Source organism: Nonomuraea sp. SBT364 (assembly GCF_001083785.1).
GTDB lineage: Bacteria > Actinomycetota > Actinomycetes > Streptosporangiales > Streptosporangiaceae > Nonomuraea.
The window spans coordinates 1-12,152 of sequence record NZ_LAVL01000046.1 but is presented as its reverse complement, the minus strand read 5'-3'; the positions used below and the strand labels follow the sequence as shown (position 1 = coordinate 12,152).

General features: G+C 70.9%; 13 protein-coding genes. 5 read left to right on the top strand and 8 right to left on the bottom strand.

What is annotated here, in order from left to right; all coding sequences use genetic code 11:
• Positions 1 to 15: 15 nt before the first annotated feature.
• On the top strand, positions 16 to 654 hold the full coding sequence (locus ADY59_RS21460) for an HAD family hydrolase (protein ID WP_156325635.1): 639 nt from the start codon (positions 16 to 18) through the stop codon (positions 652 to 654).
• 4 nt (positions 655 to 658) lie between these two features.
• Here ADY59_RS21460 and ADY59_RS21455 read toward each other — a convergent pair whose 3' ends face one another.
• Complete coding sequence (locus ADY59_RS21455; RefSeq protein WP_049564817.1) at positions 659 to 1,180, bottom strand: DivIVA domain-containing protein; 522 nt, start codon at positions 1,178 to 1,180, stop codon at positions 659 to 661.
• Positions 1,181 to 1,299: 119 nt separating this feature from the next.
• Here ADY59_RS21455 and ADY59_RS21450 point away from each other — a divergent pair, with 119 nt between their 5' ends.
• Positions 1,300 to 2,025, top strand: coding sequence for an ATP-binding cassette domain-containing protein (locus ADY59_RS21450; RefSeq protein ID WP_049564815.1), 726 nt, complete (start codon positions 1,300 to 1,302; stop codon positions 2,023 to 2,025).
• The gene (locus ADY59_RS21445) at positions 2,022 to 2,693 is read left to right on the top strand and encodes a hypothetical protein (RefSeq protein ID WP_049564813.1); all 672 of its coding nucleotides are present in this window, start codon (positions 2,022 to 2,024) and stop codon (positions 2,691 to 2,693) included. The genes ADY59_RS21450 and ADY59_RS21445 overlap by 4 nt, the downstream gene beginning before the upstream one ends.
• A 60-nt stretch (positions 2,694 to 2,753) precedes the next feature.
• Here the strand turns inward: ADY59_RS21445 and rlmN are convergent, their stop codons facing one another.
• On the bottom strand, positions 2,754 to 3,854 hold the full coding sequence (gene rlmN, locus ADY59_RS21440) for a 23S rRNA (adenine(2503)-C(2))-methyltransferase RlmN (RefSeq protein WP_049564812.1): 1,101 nt from the start codon (positions 3,852 to 3,854) through the stop codon (positions 2,754 to 2,756).
• A 112-nt stretch (positions 3,855 to 3,966) separates the two neighbouring features.
• Here rlmN and ADY59_RS21435 point away from each other — a divergent pair, with 112 nt between their 5' ends.
• Entirely contained in the window at positions 3,967 to 4,980 is a 1,014-nt protein-coding gene (locus ADY59_RS21435) for a suppressor of fused domain protein (RefSeq protein WP_049564810.1), read from the top strand.
• Between the two features lie 25 nt (positions 4,981 to 5,005).
• Here the strand turns inward: ADY59_RS21435 and ADY59_RS21430 are convergent, their stop codons facing one another.
• The 6 genes from ADY59_RS21430 to ADY59_RS21405 all read right to left on the bottom strand — a co-directional run bounded on the left by ADY59_RS21430 (position 5,006) and on the right by ADY59_RS21405 (position 10,695).
• Complete coding sequence (locus ADY59_RS21430; RefSeq protein WP_231618822.1) at positions 5,006 to 5,830, bottom strand: phosphatidate cytidylyltransferase; 825 nt, start codon at positions 5,828 to 5,830, stop codon at positions 5,006 to 5,008.
• A 56-nt stretch (positions 5,831 to 5,886) separates the two neighbouring features.
• Positions 5,887 to 6,444, bottom strand: a complete 558-nt coding sequence (frr, locus tag ADY59_RS21425; RefSeq protein ID WP_049564807.1) for a ribosome recycling factor — start codon at positions 6,442 to 6,444, stop codon at positions 5,887 to 5,889.
• Positions 6,445 to 6,487: 43 nt separating this feature from the next.
• A complete protein-coding gene (gene pyrH / locus ADY59_RS21420) occupies positions 6,488 to 7,186 on the bottom strand; it encodes a UMP kinase (protein ID WP_049564805.1) in 699 nt (232 codons plus the stop codon).
• Positions 7,187 to 7,405: 219 nt separating this feature from the next.
• Entirely contained in the window at positions 7,406 to 8,239 is an 834-nt protein-coding gene (gene tsf / locus ADY59_RS21415; RefSeq protein ID WP_049564804.1) for a translation elongation factor Ts, read from the bottom strand.
• Between the two features lie 655 nt (positions 8,240 to 8,894).
• Positions 8,895 to 9,854, bottom strand: a complete 960-nt coding sequence (gene rpsB, locus ADY59_RS21410; RefSeq protein ID WP_049564802.1) for a 30S ribosomal protein S2 — start codon at positions 9,852 to 9,854, stop codon at positions 8,895 to 8,897.
• A gap of 238 nt (positions 9,855 to 10,092) precedes the next feature.
• Positions 10,093 to 10,695, bottom strand: coding sequence for an ArsR/SmtB family transcription factor (locus ADY59_RS21405; protein WP_053175008.1), 603 nt, complete (start codon positions 10,693 to 10,695; stop codon positions 10,093 to 10,095).
• Positions 10,696 to 10,806: 111 nt separating this feature from the next.
• On the opposite strand from ADY59_RS21405, the gene ADY59_RS21400 reads away from it, so the two are divergent.
• On the top strand, positions 10,807 to 12,039 hold the full coding sequence (locus tag ADY59_RS21400; protein WP_049564800.1) for an MFS transporter: 1,233 nt from the start codon (positions 10,807 to 10,809) through the stop codon (positions 12,037 to 12,039).
• The last annotated feature ends 113 nt before the right edge of the window (positions 12,040 to 12,152 follow it).

Here is a 12,152-nt window from a genome sequence, read left to right as displayed (position 1 = left end):
CCCATTATGAGCTGTATGCGATGGGTTACCTTCGACTGTTTCGGCACCCTCGTCGACTGGCGGCACGGCATCCGCACCAGCGCCGAGCTGATCGCGCCCGGTCACGGCGAGCGCCTGCTGGAGGCGTACGGCAGGCACGAGCTCGACGTGCAGGCCGAGTCGCCCGCGATGCGCTACCGGGAGGTGATGGCCGAGGCGCTGCGACGGGCGTGCGCGCAGGAGAAGGTGCCGCTCAACGCCGACGACGCCGCGCTGCTGGGCGACACGCTCCCGTACTGGCCGGTCTTCCCCGACGTGGGCACCGAGCTGTCGGCCGTGCGCGAGGCCGGCTGGAACCTGGCGCTGCTCACCAACTGCGACCGTGACCTCATCGCCCAAACCCGCCGCCGGCTCCCGGTGCCCTTCGACGCCGTGGTGACCTCCGAGGACGTGGCCGCCTACAAGCCGTCGCACGCCCACTTCACCGCGTTCGAACGGGCCTACCGGCCCGAGCGCTGGGTGCACGTCGCGCAGAGCTACGTGCACGATCTCGTGCCCGCGCACCAGCTCGGCCTGCACCGCGTGTGGATCAACCGGAACGGCGAGCGGCCCGCCGACCCCGCGATCCCGCAGGAGACGCAGCCCGATCTGCGCGGCCTGGTGCGGGCGCTGTGACCCGTCAGGCCCGCTGTTCCAGCACGTCCGCGATGCCGGCCAGGAACTCGTCCACGTCGGCGATCAGGTAGCCCGCCCGGAACATCACGGTGGCGAACTTCGCCTCTCTGACCTCGGCGGCCGTCACCGGATAGTCGGTGGTGCCCCTGAGCGTGGCCACGATCCGGTCCAGGAACGCGTCGACCTCGTCCTCGTTGTAGCCGGTGCCCATCCGGCCGGGCCGGAACGCCACCCGCTCCACCCGGGCGGCCTGGCCCTCGAACCACTCCTCGCGCAGCATCTCCCCCGTCGGCTCGGCCATGGCCAGCCGGACCGGCGCCTTGACCATGGTCTCCAGCGCCACCACGAACGCCTCCAGCGCGAAGTCGACCGCCGTCTCCTGGTAGCCGCCCCGCCTGGCCCGGAACGTCGCCGTGCGCACCTCGTCGGCGGTGACGCGCTCGACGTCACGCGGGCCCCTGCCCAGCGTCGCCTCGATGCGCCCGATCAGGGCGTCGACCTCGACGGGGTCATAGCCTGAACGCATACCCATGACGCGTGGAAAGCGGTTCAAGCCCAGTCCTCCTGAGTTCTGCCGGGGGGTCGCGTCCCATTGTGAAGCTCTTTATCACGACAATGCGAGCCGGGCTATACCGTTACATCACCATGCGCCTGAGCAACGTGTCCTTCCGCTACAGAAGACGTGATCAATCCGTCATCCGGGATGTCAACTCCCAGGTGTCTCCCGGCGACGTGATCGAGCTGAGCGGCGTCAACGGGGCCGGCAAGTCGACCCTGCTGCGCCTGCTGGCGGGGCTGATCAGCCCGACCACCGGGACGATCACGGGACGACCGGCCGTCGTCGGCCTGGCCCCCGACCGCTTCCCCATCGAGCAGCCGTTCACCGTGGCCGGCTACCTCGACCACATGGCGCGGGCGCGGGGCGGCGCCCGCTGGCAGCCGTGGGCCGAGCGCCTCACCATGAACCATCTGCTGGACGTACGGCTCGGCGAGCTGTCCAAGGGCAGCGCGCACAAGGTGGGGCTGGCACAGGCGCTGATGGCCGAGCCGGGGCTCCTGCTGCTCGACGAGCCGTTCGCCGGCCTGGACGCCGACACCCGCGACGCCCTGCCGCCGATCGTCGCCGACCTGTCGGCGCGCGGCGTCGTCGTCGTGGCCAGCGACCACCAGGGCGGCCTGGGTGTCCTGCCCTCGGTGCGGCACTGGTCCCTGCGTGACGGCGTGCTCAGGGAGACCGCGCAGGCCGCTCCGGCACTGCCCGAATCCGTCACCGTCGAGGTGACCCTGCCCGCCGGCGAGGTCACGACCTTCGTGCAGCGGATGCGCGCCGAGGGCTACGCGGCCCGCGAACTGACCGAGGAGAGCCGATGATCGCCCTGGCCGCCTTCCGGGTGGCCGCCTACGTCCGGTCGCACCGCGTCTACCAGGCGCTGCTCATGATCCTGGCGCTGCTCGCCATCGTGCACGGCAGCCGCGCGCCCCGTGGGCTGGAGGTGCCGGCGCTGACCGACTCGGCGGCGCTGATCATCCCGTTCCTCGCCTGGGCCGCCAGGAGCCTGCTCGACACCGAGCCGGACCGGCAGCGCGAGCTGTCCGCCACCATCGCGGGCGGGCGCCGGCGCGAGCTCGCGGCCGGGCTGCTGGCCGCCCTGGCCGTCTGCGTCACCTTCGACGCGCTCGCTCTGGCCTGGGGGGTGCTGCTGGGGGTGAGCGCCACTCCGCAGGGCGCCGAGCTGGCCGCCGTGCTGGCGCTGCACGTCCTGGCGGTGCTCGCGGGCCTGGCGCTCGGCGCGCTCACCAGCCGGGCGATCCTGCCGTCGCCGGCCGTGTCGATCATGGCGTTGCTCGGCGGCTTCCTGGTGATGCTGCTGGTGAGCGCGTCGCCGCTGCACTGGCTCAGCGTGCCGGTGACCGCCTGGATGCGCGCCGCGAGCGCCGGCCTGCTGGCCGACCGGTTGCCCGCGCTGGGGGCCGCCTCCCTGGCCTGGTGCCTGATCGGCCTGGCGGCGTACGCCTGGCTGCGCCGTACGCGCCCCTGAGCCTCGTCCGGCGGCGGGTCGGGGCCCTGGGTTTATTCGGCGGCGGGCTGGGGCCCTGGGTTATTCGGCGGCGGCGAGCTGGCCGCAGGCGCCGTCGATCTCGCGGCCGCGGGTGTCGCGGACCGTCACCGGCACGCCGTGGAACTGCAGCCGCCGCACGAACGCCCGCTCGTCCTCCGGCCGCGAGGCGGTCCACTTGGAGCCCGGGGTCGGGTTGAGCGGGATCAGGTTGACGTGCACCAGCTTGTTCTTGACCAGCTTGCCGAGCAGGTCGGCCCGCCACTCCTGGTCGTTGATGTCCTTGATCAGCGCGTACTCGATGGAGACGCGCCGCTTGGTCCGGGCCGCGTACGCCCAGGCGGCGTCGAGGACCTCGGCCACCTTCCAGCGGGTGTTGATCGGCACCAGCGTGTCACGCAGCTCGTCGTCGGGCGCGTGCAGCGACAGCGCGAGCGTCACCGGCAGGCCCTCGTCGGCGAGCTTGCCGATGGCCGGCACCAGGCCGACCGTGGAGACCGTGACGCCCCTGGCCGAGATGCCCAGGCCGTGCGGCGCGGGCTCCACCATCCGGCGCACCGCCCCGATCACCTGCTTGTAGTTGGCCAGCGGCTCGCCCATGCCCATGAAGACCACGTTGTTGACCCGGCCGGGCCCGCCGGGCACCTCGCCGGCCGCCAGCGCGCGGGCGCCGGAGACGACCTGCTCGACGATCTCGGCGGTGGACATGTTGCGGGTCAGCCCCGCCTGGCCGGTGGCACAGAACGGGCAGTTCATGCCGCAGCCGGCCTGCGACGACACGCACATCGTGGCCCGGTCGGGATAGCGCATCAGCACCGACTCCACCAGAGCGCCGTCGAACAGCCGCCACAGCGTCTTGCGCGTGGTGCCGGCGTCGGTGGTCATCTCCCTGACGGAGGTGAGCAGCGGCGGCAGCAGCGCCGCCAGCTTCTCCCGGGCGGCGGCGGGCAGGCCGGTCATCGCCTCGACGTCGGTCGTCAGCCGCTCGAAGTAGTGGCGCGAGAGCTGGTCGGCGCGGAACGCCTTCTCGCCCAGCTCGGTGACGGCGGCCCTGCGCTCGGCCATGGACAGGTCCGCCAGATGCCTGGCCGGCTTGGCCCGGCGCGGCGCGACGAAGGTGAGCTGGCCTGGCTGCTGGGACACGTTCCTGCCTTTGTTCGTACGGTTACCGACCAGGGTAGTGAACGCCTGCCCCGGCGGCGTCATTCCGGAGAGCCTCGCACGAGGGCGACCGGGCGATCTACAGTTCTCACGTATGGCGATTTTCCGGTCTGCGTCGGGCGAGGGGCATACCGAGGTCGTCCTCACCGCCGGCAATCCGTACGGAAGCCGGACGCTCGTGGTCGAGCGGGACGAGGACTCCTCGGTCGCTTACCTGTGCGCGCCCGACGGAGGCGTGCGGGGCGCGGTGTGGCTGGCCAACCACCGGCCCGCGCCGGCCGTGATCGACCTGTCCCGCGTCAACGCGGGGCTGCCGCCGCTGATGCCCCGGGCCGGCACCCTGCACCCGCAGGGGCGGCGGCCGCTGGGGCAGCTCACGCCGCTCTGGTTCGAGGAGGGCGACGGGGTGGCGCTCTACGAGGAGGACGACCTGCTGGCCGTCATCCCCGGCTGGGCCGACATGCACCGCGGCATGCCCGGCTACGCCCGCGACGCCGTGGGCGAGTCACCGTTCGCGTGGGCGCTGTCGGAGGCGCTGGAGGGGCTGCGGCCGCGCATCTCCAACGCGCACTCCTACTGGCGGTGGCGCCGGGCGGAAGGGTCGTGGCCGTCGTTCCAGGAGTTCGTCATGGGCCATCTGGAACGGGCGCTCGGCCCGGCGGGCCGCTACTGGGACGCCGGCGGCGACCGGCTGCCTACGGTCGGCATCACCGAGCGGCCGCCGCACGGCGAGCGGGGCTTCACCGTGCTGTCCACGGTCGGGATGAGCTGCCAGCGGATGCCGACGGTCGAGCAGTGGCTCGACACGCCCGGCGCGTACGCCAGGATCGAGCTGGCGGTCGCCACCCGCGACGACCCGCGCGACGCGGCGCTGCTGCTGGTGTGGCTGGCGCAGTATCCGTGGCACTCGGTCACCTGGCTCGGCAACGGGCACACCGCGAAGTGGTATCACGACCCGTCGACGTTCCCGCTGGGCGCTGGGTACTCCGGGGTGCTCATGCAGGCCGACGCCCCCAACATGCCCGACATGTCGGGATTCGCGTTCGGCGGGGAGGTCGTCCGGTGGCTCTGGCTCACACCCGTCACCGCCGAGGCGCTGACGTCCTGACTCCTTTCCCGGCTTCCCGGGCTTCTTAGACGAACAGGGTCAGGAGCAGCCACACGGGCACCAGCGTGGTCACCAGCGAATCGAGCCGGTCCATCAGCCCGCCGTGCCCCGGCAGGATCGTGCCCAGGTCCTTGAGGCCGAGATCGCGCTTGATCATCGACTCGATGAGGTCGCCCACGGTAGCCAGCACGGCGGCCAGCACCCCGATGATCGCCCCCTGCCAGGGCTCCCCGCCCAGCAGCCACGTCACCAGCCACGCCCCCACGGCCGTGCACGCGACCACCGACCCGGCCAGCCCCTCCCAGGTCTTCTTCGGGCTGATCGGCGAGAGCTGATGCCTGCCGAACAGCACCCCCGCGACATAACCGCCGACGTCACTGGCCACCGTCACCGCGACGAACACCACCACCCGGTGCGCCCCGTCGTCCGGCGCCAGCAGCAACGCCACGAACCCGGCCAGCAACGGCGGATAGAACAGGGTGAAGACCGACGCCGTCGCGTCCCGTACGAACCCCTCGGAGCCGGCGCTGAACATCCGCCAGATCAGCAGCACGAACGCGAAGACCACGAACGTGCCCAGCAGCCACACGCCGCCGCCCCAGTAGGCGCCCGCCTGCATGGCCGCCACGGCCGCCACCACCGGCACGGCGGGCACCTGGATGCCGCGGGTCGCGAACGCCCGCACCAGCTCCACCACGCCGACGCCCACGGCTCCCGCGACCACCAGGAGGAAGAGCTCCTTGACGGTGTAGAGGGAGACGATGACCAGCGCGCCCAGCCCCAGGCCCACCGCGATCGCGGCGGGCAGGTTCCGGCCGGTGCGGCTGGTCCCGGCCGTACGTTCTTCCACAGAGTCTCCATGAGCCACGGCCCCCGCCATCAGGCGAGGGCCGCGCGGCGAGCCGCTCAGACTTCGAGCAGCTCGGCTTCCTTGTGCTTCAGCAGCTCGTCGATCTTGGCGACGTGCTTCTGGGTGAGATCGTCGAGCTCCTTCTCGGCGCGCCGGACCTCGTCCTCGCCCGCCTCGCCGTCCTTGACCATCTTGTCGAGGATCTCCTTGGCGGAGCGGCGGATGTTGCGCACCGACACCTTGGCGTGCTCGCCCTTGTTCCTGGCGACCTTGATGTACTCCTTGCGGCGCTCCTCCGACAGCTCGGGGAACGACACGCGGATCACCTGGCCGTCGTTGCCGGGGTTGACACCGAGGTCGGAGTCGCGGATCGCCTTCTCGATCGCGGTCATCGAGCCCTTGTCGTACGGCTGGATGATGACCATGCGGGCCTCGGGCACATGGAACGAGGCCAGCTGCTGAATCGGAGTCGGCGAACCGTAGTAGTCGGCATTGATCTTGTTGAACATCGAGGGGGTGACCCGGCCGGTACGGATACCCGCGAAGTCGTCCTTCGCGACCGAAACGGCCTTGTCCATCTTTTCCTCGGCTTCGAGGAGGGTTTCGTCGATCACAGCGGCTCCCTGTCTTCTAGCTGGCGGTGTCGGGCTCGCACCCTCATTTGCCTGCGGGACTCACCAGCGTGCCGATTTTCTCACCGCGGACCGCACGCAGGATGTTGCCCTCGCCCATCAGGTCGAAGACCACGATCGGCAGGTCGTTGTCCTTGCACAGACTGATCGCGGTGGCGTCCATGACCGCCAGGTCACGAATCAGCACCTCGCCGTAGTCCAGGTGGTCGAACCTCACCGCATCGGGATTCTTCCGTGGATCGGAGTCGTAGATCCCGTCGACCTGCGTGCCCTTGAGCAGCGCCTCGGCGTCGATCTCCAGGGCGCGCTGGGACGCGGCGGTGTCGGTGGAGAAGTAGGGCGAGCCGAGCCCGGCGCCGAAGATGACCACGCGCCCCTTCTCCAGGTGCCTGATCGCCCGGCGCGGCAGGAACGGCTCCGCGACCTGCTGCATGGTGATGGCGGTCTGGACGCGCGTCTCGACGCCCCGCCGCTCAAGGAAGTCCTGCAGCGCGAGGCAGTTGATGACCGTGCCCAGCATGCCCATGTAGTCGGCGCGGGCGCGGTCGATGCCCCCCTCGGACAGGGTCGCGCCGCGGAACATGTTGCCGCCGCCCACCACGACCGCGACCTGCACACCCTCGCGCACGGCCTCGGCGATCGAATCAGCCAGCTGATCGACCACGGCGGGATCGATGCCCAGCGGCTCGCCACCGGCGAACGCCTCACCCGACAGCTTCAACATCACCCGCTTCCAGCGCAGCGGGCTCTGGTTCCGGGACGAAGAAGCCGCCGACGTGGCGGGCTCCTGACTGTCCTGCACGGCGGCGGCCTCCCTCTATTGGCGGTTCTGTTGGACTAGCTCCGGCCGATCGGGATCGTACGCCCCACCGGCCGGATCGCATCGCACCGGCCCCGGCCTGAGCCGGGGTGCCCGGGGCTTGCCGGAGAACTTCGCTCCAGCCTATGCCTGGCCGACCTTGAACCGGACGAAAGCGAGGACCTGCGCGCCGTTCTCCTCGGCGTACTTGCCCACGCTCTTCTTGTTGTCCTTCACGAAGGCCTGCTGGAGCAGGGTGAAGTCCTTGTACCAGCCGTTGACGCGGCCCTCGACGATCTTGCCGATCGCGGCCTCGGGCTTGCCCTCCTCGCGGGTCATCTCCTCGAAGAGCTTGCGCTCCTTCTCGATGACCTCGGACGGCACCGCGTCGGCGTTCAGGTACTGCGGGGCCATCGCGGCGGCGTGCTGCGCGACGTCCTTGGCCACCTCGGGGTTGGCCTTGTCGAGCTGCACGAGCACGCCGACGGCCGGCGGCAGCGCCGGGTCGGTGCGGTGCATGTAGGCGCCGATGTAGCCGCCCTCCAGCACCTGGAACCGGCGGATCTCGATCTTCTCGCCGAGCGCGGCGTTGGCGGCGTCGAGGTGCTCCTTGACGGTCTTGCCGTCGAAGGACGACTCCAGCAGCGACGGCACGTCGGCCGGCTTGCTGGCCAGCACGTGCGCGACGACCTGGGCGGCCAGCTCCTGGAAGCGCTCGCCCTTGGCCACGAAGTCGGTCTCGCAGTTGAGCTCCAGCAGCGCCGCGGCGGAGTCGCCGTCCTGCTGGAGCGCGACCAGGCCGTTGGAGGCGGTGCGCGCCTCGCGCTTGCCCACGTCCTTGGCGCCCTTGAGACGGAGCAGCTCGATGGCGCGGTCGAAGTCGCCGTCAGCCTCCTCAAGAGCCTTCTTGCAGGCCATCATTCCGGCAGCGGTGATCTCGCGAAGCCGCTTGACGTCGGCCATGTTCACGGAAGCCATTACGTTTCCTCGTGGGATGTCGTCGTGGGTTGTTCGTCGTGGAAGGGGTGGGCGCCGCCCACCCGCTTGTCGGTACGGCACCGGGTGCCGCACGAAAGCCTCTCGATGAGCCCGGGAGCGTTACCTCTGCCCGAGCCGTGCCCTTTCGACCCTCGCTCCGGGTTTCTCCGGACCGATTCCCCGGCCTGCGCCGGTCCACCGGCCTCGGCGTGCGCCCGGTCCACAAGCCTGAGCGTGTGGCGGTCCACCAGCCTGAGCGTGAAGCGGTTTGCCCGCCCGAGCCCCGGTGGTCCGCCCGGCCCAAGACCGGCGGGCCCGTGCCTTGTGGCAACCGACCGGCCCGAGCCTGTGGTCGTCCACCGCCCGTCTCCGGAGGCGGCCCGCCTACCCGGCCCCCAGGCCGTCCACCGGCCGGAGCCGATGGCCTGTGCCAGTCCACCCGAGCTGGTGATCCACCGGCGTGAGCCTGTGGGCCGCCGACCGGGCTTCCGGCCCGCCGACCCGGGCTCCTGGACCACCGGCGTGGGCCTGCGGGCCATTCCCCTGGTCGGGGTGGTTCGGAGGGTCTCCGGCCGGCGGCGATCCGGCCGACCTTTCGATCGGCCGGATCGGGGAGCCTAAGCCGGTCCAAGCCCGAAGGCGTGGGCGGAAGGCGTCAGGCCTGCTGCTCGGTCTCGCCCTCGGCCGCGGCCTCAGGAGCGGCCTCGGCGGGAGCCGCCTCAGCCTCGGGAGCGGCCTCAGCCTCAGCGGCGGCCTCGGGAGCGGCCTCGGCGACGGGGGCCTCGGCGGGCGCCTCGGCGGCCGGAGCCTCAGCCGGAGCCTCGGCAGCCGCCTGCTCGCCACCGCCCTGCTCGATGAGCTCGCGCTCCCACTCGGCCAGCGGCTCGGCCGCGGCCGGCTTCTCGTCGCCGCGAGCGGCGCCGGAGCGGGCCATCAGACCGGCGGCGACACCGTCGGCCACGACGCGGGTGAGCAGCCCGACGGCGCGGATGGCGTCGTCGTTGCCCGGGATCGGGTAGTCGACCTCGTCGGGGTCGCAGTTGGTGTCGAGGATCGCGACGACCGGGATGCCAAGCTTCTTGGCCTCGCTGATCGCGATGTGCTCCTTCTTCGTGTCGACGATCCACACCGCGCTGGGCACGCGGCCCATGTCACGGATGCCGCCGAGCGTGCGCTCGAGCTTGTCCTTCTCACGGCGGCGCATGAGGAGCTCCTTCTTGGTGAGCCCCGACGCGGCGACGTTGTCGAAGTCGAGCTCCTCGAGCTCCTTCAGACGCTGAAGCCTCTTGTGCACGGTGGAGAAGTTGGTGAGCATGCCGCCCAGCCAGCGCTGGTTCACGTACGGCATGCCGACCCGGGCGGCCTGCTCGGAGATGGCCTCCTGAGCCTGCTTCTTGGTGCCGATGAACAGGATCGTGCCGCCGTGGGCGACGGTCTCCTTGACGAAGTCGTACGCACGGTCGATGAACGCCAGCGACTTCTGCAGGTCGATGATGTAGATGCCGTTGCGCTCGGTGAAGATGAAGCGCTTCATCTTCGGGTTCCAGCGCCGGGTCTGGTGGCCGAAGTGAACGCCGCTTTCGAGCAGCTGTCGCATGGTGACGACGGGGGCCATGTGCTGGTCCTCCAGGTCGGGGCGCCCCGCGGGTGGGCGCGATTCTCGGTTGTGACGCGGCAGCCGGCGGGCTGCCGCCCTGATGCCCCGGAACCGCTCCAGCCGGGCCGAGGCCCGGACCGATGGCGCGGTCCTTCGTGAGGCATGCGAAGTCGGCCTGTGGTCACAGGCCATCGAAAAGTCTACCTCCCATGCCACCCCCACCTGACCGTTCAGGTCAACGGGCGGCACGTACGGCTCATCCGCCGGAGTCGTGGTCCTCGCTGGGCAGCCCGGGCACGGGCCGGTCCGCGTGCGGGAACAGGCTCACCTGCGCCTCCGCCACCCTCGCCCCGGGAGGCGCGTCCTCCTCGCTGCGATGCCGGGCGACGTACGGGGCGAGCAGTTCGTCGATCTCCGCGTTGAGCCGCCCCATCTCCTCGGCATCGACCCTCAGCAGGGTCCGCTTGAACTGCATCACGTCCCGCCACTCCGCCGGCTCCCGGTCCGCGGAGGACAGCGCCCGCTCCAGCTCCCTTTCGGCCTCCTTGCGAACCGCCCGGATGAGCAGGTCCTTGGCCTCCCGTACGTCCGGCCGGTCCTCCGGCAGGAAGCCGATCGCGAGTGGCCTGTCGACGGCCTTCCACAGCCGCTCCCGGCCGTCGCCGCGCGGCGGCGCGTCCTCAACGAACCCGTACTTGGCCAGCATCCGCAGGTGATAGCTGGCCGCGCTGGGCGTGATCCCGGCGACCTCCGCGACCTCGGTCGCGGTCGCGGACCTCCCGGCTCCGAGCCGGTTCAGTATCGCCAGCCTGGCTGGATGGGCCAGTGCCCGCATCGCCTTCGGATCGTCCAGCTCCATGCGCCAACGGTACCGGGACATTCATGAAAGGTTGCCTTCACAACTCTGAAGGACTATCTTCATAGTTGTGAAGGGATCCCTTCACAACTATGTCCCTCCTTGGAGTCCCCCATGGCCACCGCGCCGCTCACCGAATCACCGCTGCGCAAGCAACGCGACTACCGGCTGCTCTGGTCGGCCCGTACCGTCTCCATCACCGGCTCCGAGGTCTCCAAGCTGGCCATCCCCCTGACGGCGGTCACCCTCCTGACCGCCGGACCGGCGGAGATGGGTCTCCTGACCGCCGCCGCCTCGCTCCCCGCCCTGCTCTTCGGCCTCCAGGCCGGCGCCATCACCGACCGCCTCACCAGGCACCGCCCCCTGATGATCGCCTGCGAACTCGTCTCGGCCGCCGCCGCCGTGACCGTCCCTGTGGCCTGGCTGCTGGGCGTGCTGACGGTCCCGTGGCTGATCATCGTCGCCCTGGTGATCGGCACCGCCGGCGTGACCTTCCGGGCCGCGAACTTCCCCCACCTGGCCGCGATCGTCCCCGAGAACCAGCGGACCTCCGCCCTGGCCGGCTTCCACGCCTCCTACTCGCCCGCGTGCGTCGCCGGCCCCGGCCTCGCCGGCCTGCTGGTGCAGATCCTCACCGCCCCCCTGGCCGTCCTCGCCGAATCGCTCACCTTCCTCGCGTCGGCCCTCCTCCTGCGCTCCATCCGCACCCCCGAACGCGCCGAACCCGCCCCCACCCGGGGCATGTGGCGCGACATCACCGAAGGTCTGCGCGCCAGCATCACCATCCCGACCCTCCGCGCCCTGCTCGGCGCCGGTGTCACCATCAACTTCTTCGCCATGGCCTACACGGCCGTCTACATGCTCTACATGCTGAACACCCTCGGCATCCCGCAAGCCCTGATCGGCGTCCTCGTCGCACTCAGCGGCGCCGGCGGCCTGCTCGGCGCCTGGGTCACGACCCGTCTGTCCAAGCGCTTCGGCGAGAACCGGGTCCTGCTCGCGGCAGTGCTGTTCTTCCCCCTGGAGATCCTGGCGGTCGGCCTCCTGGAGGGCCCTCTCTGGTTCAACCTGGCCGTACTCGCCACCATGGGCATCCTCACCGGCGGCATCGTCGTCGCGTTCGCCACCTGCATGGGTGCCATCACCCTGCGCGACTCGCCCCAGGAGCTCCGCGGCCGCATCAACGCCACCATGACCTTCGCCGTCCAGGGCGTCCTGGCCCTCGGCGGCCTCACGGGCGGCTTCCTCGCCGAACTCCTCGGCCTGCGCCCTGTCATCCTCATCTGCGCGGCCGGCATCGCCCTCAGCACCCTGTGGATCTGGACCTCTCCACTCCGCCTCCGCTGACCCGCCCCCCGGCGGCTCACGCTCACCAGGCGGAAGCCCCACACCCACCGCAGAGCGCTCCCCGTCGCACCGCCCCGGGATCCCCTTCACCGCCCCCTGACAGTTCCCAGGGC

What these genes read in the sequence shown, in the direction of transcription:
- ADY59_RS21445 (WP_049564813.1), top strand. Translation starts at nt 2,022, where the DNA reads ATGATCGCCCTGGCCGCCTTCCGGGTGGCCGCCTACGTCCGGTCGCAC.
- ADY59_RS21435 (WP_049564810.1), top strand. Translation starts at nt 3,967, where the DNA reads ATGGCGATTTTCCGGTCTGCGTCGGGCGAGGGGCATACCGAGGTCGTC.
- ADY59_RS21405 (WP_053175008.1), bottom strand. Translation starts at nt 10,695, where the DNA reads ATGGAGCTGGACGATCCGAAGGCGATGCGGGCACTGGCCCATCCAGCC.
- ADY59_RS21455 (WP_049564817.1), bottom strand. Translation starts at nt 1,180, where the DNA reads ATGCGTTCAGGCTATGACCCCGTCGAGGTCGACGCCCTGATCGGGCGC.
- ADY59_RS21460 (WP_156325635.1), top strand. Translation starts at nt 16, where the DNA reads ATGCGATGGGTTACCTTCGACTGTTTCGGCACCCTCGTCGACTGGCGG.
- tsf (WP_049564804.1), bottom strand. Translation starts at nt 8,239, where the DNA reads ATGGCTTCCGTGAACATGGCCGACGTCAAGCGGCTTCGCGAGATCACC.
- rpsB (WP_049564802.1), bottom strand. Translation starts at nt 9,854, where the DNA reads ATGGCCCCCGTCGTCACCATGCGACAGCTGCTCGAAAGCGGCGTTCAC.
- ADY59_RS21450 (WP_049564815.1), top strand. Translation starts at nt 1,300, where the DNA reads ATGCGCCTGAGCAACGTGTCCTTCCGCTACAGAAGACGTGATCAATCC.
- ADY59_RS21400 (WP_049564800.1), top strand. Translation starts at nt 10,807, where the DNA reads ATGGCCACCGCGCCGCTCACCGAATCACCGCTGCGCAAGCAACGCGAC.
- pyrH (WP_049564805.1), bottom strand. Translation starts at nt 7,186, where the DNA reads ATGTTGAAGCTGTCGGGTGAGGCGTTCGCCGGTGGCGAGCCGCTGGGC.